Annotated in this window: 8 protein-coding genes; 2 read left to right on the top strand and 6 right to left on the bottom strand. The window is 42.2% G+C overall.

The features are described from left to right. Window positions 1-557: 557 nt before the first annotated feature. Entirely contained in the window at window positions 558-728 is a 171-nt protein-coding gene (locus tag F6J99_RS39195) for a hypothetical protein (RefSeq protein WP_293121486.1), read from the bottom strand. A gap of 156 nt (window positions 729-884) precedes the next feature. Here F6J99_RS39195 and F6J99_RS39200 point away from each other — a divergent pair, with 156 nt between their 5' ends. Together F6J99_RS39200 and F6J99_RS39205 are read left to right on the top strand one after the other, a co-directional pair. Continuing rightward, complete coding sequence (locus tag F6J99_RS39200) at window positions 885-1,115, top strand: helix-turn-helix transcriptional regulator (RefSeq protein ID WP_070391839.1); 231 nt, start codon at window positions 885-887, stop codon at window positions 1,113-1,115. 8 nt (window positions 1,116-1,123) lie between these two features. Beyond that, the gene (locus F6J99_RS39205) at window positions 1,124-1,258 is read left to right on the top strand and encodes a hypothetical protein (RefSeq protein ID WP_293121488.1); all 135 of its coding nucleotides are present in this window, start codon (window positions 1,124-1,126) and stop codon (window positions 1,256-1,258) included. A gap of 103 nt (window positions 1,259-1,361) precedes the next feature. Here F6J99_RS39205 and F6J99_RS39210 read toward each other — a convergent pair whose 3' ends face one another. The 5 genes from F6J99_RS39210 to F6J99_RS39230 form a co-directional block, all read right to left on the bottom strand. Then, window positions 1,362-2,528, bottom strand: a complete 1,167-nt coding sequence (locus F6J99_RS39210) for an endo-1,4-beta-xylanase (RefSeq protein WP_293121490.1) — start codon at window positions 2,526-2,528, stop codon at window positions 1,362-1,364. 566 nt (window positions 2,529-3,094) lie between these two features. Then, window positions 3,095-4,210 carry a glycosyltransferase gene (locus F6J99_RS39215; protein WP_293121492.1) on the bottom strand — a complete coding sequence of 372 codons (1,116 nt, stop codon included), beginning with the start codon at window positions 4,208-4,210 and terminating at the stop codon, window positions 3,095-3,097. An 84-nt stretch (window positions 4,211-4,294) separates the two neighbouring features. Then, window positions 4,295-4,600 (bottom strand): sulfotransferase domain-containing protein, encoded by a 306-nt coding sequence (locus F6J99_RS39220; protein WP_070391842.1) that lies wholly within the window; start codon window positions 4,598-4,600, stop codon window positions 4,295-4,297. Then, a complete protein-coding gene (locus tag F6J99_RS39225; RefSeq protein ID WP_293121497.1) occupies window positions 4,584-5,225 on the bottom strand; it encodes a hypothetical protein in 642 nt (213 codons plus the stop codon). The genes F6J99_RS39220 and F6J99_RS39225 overlap by 17 nt, the downstream gene beginning before the upstream one ends. A gap of 380 nt (window positions 5,226-5,605) precedes the next feature. Further along, window positions 5,606-6,841: a glycosyltransferase gene (locus F6J99_RS39230; RefSeq protein WP_293121494.1), complete on the bottom strand. Its 1,236-nt coding sequence runs from the start codon at window positions 6,839-6,841 to the stop codon at window positions 5,606-5,608. Window positions 6,842-6,981: the final 140 nt, after the last annotated feature.

Here is a 6,981-nt window from a genome sequence, read left to right on the forward strand (position 1 = left end):
TCATCAGCGACCCATCTTTACACCTTGGAAAGCTGGTGAGATGGGGTAAGCCATCTGCAGAGGCTTACTTGGGCAAACAGCCCCTCATTCGGCAGGATTGATGACAGAGGGCATTAGTACATATGTACTAATTTTGGGGTAGCATTGAACGCAGCTTGACAGTTCTGCTGATTTTTTGTCTAATTCTTCTCACTTTTTGTCGAATCAGTTATAATAGACGAGCAAGTAATGGTGAATTAAAGTCTATTAAAGTTGATGACCAAAGCCAAAAATGCACCGGTTAACGACAGTAGACATCAAACCTCCTGTAGATAGAGCAATCAAAATCAGAAATTTGGCGGTGGGGCATCCCATCATTAGTAAAGCTTGCCTTATACCCGAACACGGAAGCGTTTCCGTAAGGAGATAGCGATGGCTGGGGTTGGCGAGAAGCCTACACCTACTCGATAGAGAGGTTTGGGAAATGTCACCGTAATTAGTTGCCGGTTAGATTCCCCTGATCAGGTAAGTATGCTGGTGTTGAAGCGGCTTACTTTCGATTGCGCGATGATTTGCCTCTAGCTTGGCATAGCTTGGGGAATATGAGCTGTTTGGTGCAAACATTTTACAGAAAATTTATCTACGGTATGGTTAGTGGTCAGGTATTTTACTGAACTAGCTAATAACCCTATGTGAGGTCGCCACACTGCTTGCTGCTGAAGGACATTCAAGAAAAGGGCAGAAAACAAAGTTAACTGCCCTATTTTAATTAGGGCTTACGCAATTTAGCCATCGACACACGACATGTAGCTTTTAGAGGGTAACTATAACACTACATGTAGAGTTCATCCGCAAGCCCTATTTAAGCAAACCGTTCAAGTTTTCTTGAACAATAACAATTTATTATGAAAAGCCAAGAAGATCAACCTCTAACCCTGGTAAAACTCAGGGAACATGTCAATCTGACTCAAATGAAATTAGCCATTGCTGTTGGTGTCAGCATTACGACGATTAGTGACTGGGAAAATGGCAAAGCCGAACCACGCTTAAAGCACGTCAGGCTCCTGATTGAAATACTGGGTTGTTCTTTCGAGGAACTTTGTGAAGCCTTTGACCAAGCAAAACGTCGTTCGTAAAGCGACGGGTGCGCGGTCAAAGGCAGCCAGTGCGTTCAAAGCTAGGTAGTGCGTTCAAAGGGGTTTCCCCTTTGAACGTACTGCATCCCGACTCCCGACTCCCGACTCCCATTAACCCAGGACTTTCTACCTCACCCAATTGAGAACTGCTATATATAAACCTATATATAAACATAGGCTTGAAAATGAATCAATAACCCAATTGATATCTCAGCTGAAAGTTAATTTCCCCAAAGGTCTAATGATTCAACGCTTAGGAGCATTATCAAAAGCACGAGCGATCGCATTCCAGGCTAACTTGGGCTTGAAATCTGCATCGAGAGGTAGAGGTCGCACTGGCGCACCATCTGACCGGGGATGGAAGCTAGTTAAGTATGTGTAGCGATCGCTAAATCCCCAGGTCACTACTGCAATCACTGCTGGCTCATCAAGTACCACAGACAGATAATCTTCATAAGCTTGAGCCACCATGCGATCGCGTACAGTCACATCCTTTGGTAACTTGTCATCTCTGACATCTAGTTCAGTAATCAAGATTTTAAAACCCATACTCGCCACATCTCGGAGAAACTTCCGCAGGCTGTGGGGGTTAATCCGTTTATTCCCTCGCAAGTGAGCCTGGATTCCCAAGGCATGACAGGGGGTTCCCTGAGACTTCAACCCCTCTAGTAGCTTCAAGACAGCCCTACGCTTGGCTTGCTCATCACTCGAATCATAACTCAGTCCATACTCGTTATAGAGTAACATTGCCTTGGGGTCAGCTTCAGCCGCAATGCGAAAGGCTAGGTCAATGTATTTCGGACCTAAAAATTTTAACCATGGCGTTTTGCGTAAACCATCTGCCCGTCCTTGGAAGGTAGCGATCGCTTCATTAACAACATCCCAGGAGTGCATTTGTCCAGCATAACGCCCAGCCACTGTCTTAATATGTCTGACCAAGAACTGTTTAGCATTTTGGCGGTTTACTGTCTCCTCAAACCAAGGGGGTAATGAGATGTGCCAAACAAGGGTATGTCCCCGAAACAGCAATCGATGAGTCTGGGCAAAGTTTGCCATCCAATCCCCAGCCGTAAAGTCAAACTGATGGGGGTGAGGGCACAGGGGAGGGGAAGAAGGAGTAGAAACAAACCACTTGAGTCCCCATCCGGGAACCAGCATGGCACACTCTTGAGCAAAACGGGTGGCTAAGGCTGGGTTTGAGGATAGGTCTCGGAATCGACTCTCGGCTCCATAAATTAATCCTTTTGCTGCTGCACGCTCTTTTAAAGAAGCTCCTTGAGCTACTGCAAAGTCTCGCTTCGGGTCATCAATAGCTTGAATTGAGTTACTTTGTCTGATAGATTTACACCTTGTCAGAGGGCCGACACTGGCTAAGCTACCTAAACCCAGTAATAATTCACGTCGTCCAATCATTAACTTGTTTTTACTCCTAGAAACCATCACCTAATATGTGTAGCTTTTATTATTTCAGTGATTTATACCTGAGGGGGTGACAAAATAGCAGAAAAAGCTTTTTTTGGAAAAAATGCCGGGATTTCTGGTAAAAAAATATCGGTCTAGTTATCTCAATAAGACCAATAAACATGATCAGCTTACCGTAGGGTGCATCTCATATTTGTAAAAAGGATCGCAAGTGTGGGAAGTGTGGGAAGTGTGGGGCGGGGGCGCGGGGAGTGTGGGGCGGGGGCGCGGGGAGTGTGGGGCGGGGGCGCGGGAATTTTATCCCGAATTTTTGCCTAATTGCAAAACTGAGATGCACCCTTACCGTAAGCATATGGGCGCTCGCGCACGCTAGGCGAACATCCAAAGGCCAAGGCCAAAGGCCACGGTACGGGAATGGCCACGCTACTTGAGGTGCTTTCAGCTTATGCTTAGGGTTTTAAACCGATTTTTTTTACCCCAAAAAACTAATTGATCTAGTGAGTTAGCCCACGAATTTTGCAGGCATCAATAAATTGATGATTCTGGTTCAGCTATTGCTATTTCTTCCTTTTTTTTCTGGAGTACTTTGCAATTTCATTGTAGGCATTAATCGTTTTATTGGCTAGTTCTTGCCAATCAAAAGCCTCTAGGGGAGCTTGTTCTGGACGGGGAGTGTTTAACGCCCAATCTAAAGCATTTTCAATGTCATAATCAGTAATTTCTCCTGTATAGGTATAGACCCATTCTTGACCAACTTGGTCTTGAACTTCAGGGAGAGCACCAATTTTAGGAACTAATATGGGTCGGTTAAAAGAGAGGGCTAAGAAAGCACTACCAGAGTTTAAAATCTCGCGGTACGGCAAAATAACTAAGTCAGCAGCACTGAAGTACCATTGCATATGGTCTTTAGGTATGAAATTTAAGTTAATTCGCACTCGTTGATCTAAGGCGGATTCCCTTTCAATTTCTGCTGCTAATTCAGGAAATTCTGGACTACCCACAATATAAAGTATGGCTTCTGGGTCAAAAACCTGTCGGAAAACTCGCATCAATTGAGGAGCATTTTTGTAAGGTCTAATTTTGCCAAACAAAAGCAATACTTTCGCCGAAGTTGGAATTCCTAGGTAGTTGCGAGCTTCTTGAGAACTGACTTGATTAGGATACTGCCCTCGGTAGTGACCATGGGGTACTACAAAACCAGGAATATTCTTTAACTGAGGGAAGCGCTCTTGGGCAGCTTTCATCCCAGTTTTGCTAAGGTTAATGTAACCATCTAACTGCCTTGTAAAGGCTTTCCAGAACCAAGCCTCTAGTTGCGGGTAAAGCTGTTCATGAGAGGCTAAGTTGTGTACTGTCCAGACAATTTTTGTCCCCCGCCAGCGAGCCAAAATCATTAATAATAATAGAGCTAACGTTTTTGTGATCGCTCTGAAGAAGTTAGGTTCATTTAAGTTTCGTTCTGGCCAGTGCCGATGCCAGATAGAATAATTATTTATCAGCAATTTTTTAGGAGAAAACTCATGGACATCAACCCCCAAAGTAGTCAGGTGGGTGTAAACTAGCCAGGTATAAGGGTTTTTGTCACGATCTTTAAAGGCTGGTTGGGCAAGAATTTTCATATTCCACCTACTCCATTTAGCTTTGGTTAACTTTAGAGCTACTATTACTTGCATGGTACTACCTAAACCTTGAAATCCATTACCAGTCAAGGTGTCTGCCGCAAACTACTTAATAGCTTTAAAAAAACGTAAACGATCTCAGGTTTCTAGTGACCAGAATTGATCAGACTGATAAAAAGGTAGATCGAAGAGTTGAACATAATTACGCACAACCTCGACTTCAGATTGGGTCATCGTTTGTTTCCATTTATTTATTTGTTGGTTGCTGATACGTACCTTGGAATAACGACCAGGGATGTTGTTAGTTGAACTCTGGAGTACATGCTTTTCTACCCGGGTAGTCCATGGCAATTCAAACTGCTCAAATAGCTCTTTGAACTTACCAATAGGGTCTAAGCATAAGTCCTCATAAAAGACCAATAACCATTCAGGATTTCGAGACAATGCATCGGCGACAACACGATGTCTTGCTGCCCAGATAGCTGCAAAGATTTCTATTGGCCTTTTTGCTGCCTCTATCACTGAGCGGTAGGGTTCGTATTGGATCTTGAAATAAGCTAGATTGATGTAATAGAGTATCTCGCGAAAGCTCAGCAGGAGTTTCTTTGTTAATTTCTGATAATACGGTGGGGCAAGGATGTCGAACAATTACCAATAGTTTTGGATTGTAGCGCTTGAAAACCCACTCAATGGACATCAGAGATGCGACATCTTTGACGATGATTTGATAATTAGGCAGTGCTCTAGCCCAGAAACCTCGGTACCAACCGCCTCCAAAAGGTAGACCTTTGAAGACATTATCAAAAGCATTTTCAAGCAAGTCATCTTGCTCACCAGGTCGTGTATATCGGAACCATGTATCCATGTTGCCTTTTCCAGTAATCTCTGGATTACATGGCTCGTAGTAGTATATAGCACGATTTGCGGTGGACAATGTTTTCCCGACCCAACTTGTACCGCTGCGACCATGACCTAATATCAAAATTGGGCGTTTGCCAACTTGCCAGTGATTCAAAAACCACGAGCTAAGATAGTAGCTGGTATTAGTAATTAAACGTTGTTTCCTCATTTATATTTATTTAGGGTTTGCTGAAAAAGTATTTTGGTATGGGTAGGAGTCAGGAGTTAGGAGTCAGGAGTTAGGATAAATGGGAATTATATAGGAGTTAGTCGAAAGAATTGTCCCTTGATTTTTATGCTCTTGTCTGCTAAAAATGTTAATTTGATTTATTTTTTTATATAAACATTGAAATCAGTCTCAATTCGGCTAACTAAAATGCCAACTAAAATTTAATCACCACTAAACCTTAAAAAGAGTATCACAACTATCAATATTTAGCGATATAGCGTTTATCCTAGTTATCAGGTACAGTCATTTTTTTCAACCTCTAATCCCTACTCCCATTAACTCCAAGGGCGTAGACCCTCACCCAATTAATAACTGGTATATCAAGATTTAGATCGAGCTAACTGGTTAGACTTGGAAAGTGAAACAAGAGAATCTAGTTCCGAAATAACCCCTGCTATTGCTTTATAACCAAACAATTCCTCAAGTACACCTGGATTAACATTATCTCTGAAAGGATCGGACAAAAATCTGATAATTGCTTCGGCAAAGGATGACTTATCTACAGCAATTTCAAAGTAGTGATGAACCTCTTCTGGTAGACCTGCTATTCCCTGTGGTGTAGAAACAATCGGTCTACCAGAAACCAGCATTTCTAGGGACTTTATACTAACGCCACTCCCAGCTGAAACTGGATTAATGAGAACGCGCCCCGACTTGTATACTTCTGTAGAAGACACTGGATTTATTTTCAGATCAACTTCTGCAGTTTCCTCACATAGCTGCCTAACGTGGTGGACAGGATTTGAACCCGCTATTAAAACAGTAAATGTTGGTAATGCCAAACGTATTATAGGCATAACTTGGGTAATAAACCAGATTATTCCCGCTACATTGTTGTCCGAAAAGAGGTTACCCAAAAAAACGATATCATAGACAGGATTAGTCCTTAGTTTATCTCTGGATATTCCTTCCCTATTCTCTTCAGGAAACTCAATCAGAGGAGGTAAGTAGCGACCATTTGTCAATCCTTGACTTATCCAAAAATTTAGGTCATCTAGGGATATATCGTAAAATAAAGTACTCTTTTTTAGTAAATTTGTTTCATACTTTTCTAAGTTAGACAGTGATAAATATCGTTTGAGCTTGTTTAACCCTTTGGCAGACGCAAGTTTTCGCTTATAGTACAAATGCTCGATATTGTGAGAGCGAATAACCAGCAGCAGATTAAAGTGTTGACTTAACTGACTTGCTACTTCTCCACCGTGAATACCATCTAGGAAGATGACATCAGGATTAAACGCAGCCACATCAGAGAGTAATAGGTTGAATTCTTTACCTCTAACAATTCTAGATGTCACTTCCAAAGGATACTTGAGTAAGTCAATTATCCGCCGAATAAAATAGCCGAGTGTCTTTGGAAACTTTATCAAAAAAACTTGCTTAGCATACTTCCTAATTTCCAGGACTTCCTCTGGTTTTGGCGTATGGCTACACCAGCAGATAACTTGTAGCTCAGTCCCTAAATTAGAGAAAGCTTTTATCCTTCGCCACATGTCTAATCGCGCCCCATGGATGGGCGGATAGGGAATATCATGGCATACTAATGTAATCTTCATAATATAGCAATCCTAAATCATTTGTAAAATCAGCAAAATCTGGAATCGTTGCTGGGCAAGGGTTATAGCAATCACTTTAGCCAATATATTTCACGAATCATTTAGGACTGCTATAGTGCTACTATTCCTCTCAGTTGTTA

The sequence above is a fragment of the Moorena sp. SIO4G3 genome (assembly GCF_010692305.1).
Lineage (GTDB): Bacteria > Cyanobacteriota > Cyanobacteriia > Cyanobacteriales > Coleofasciculaceae > Moorena > Moorena producens_A.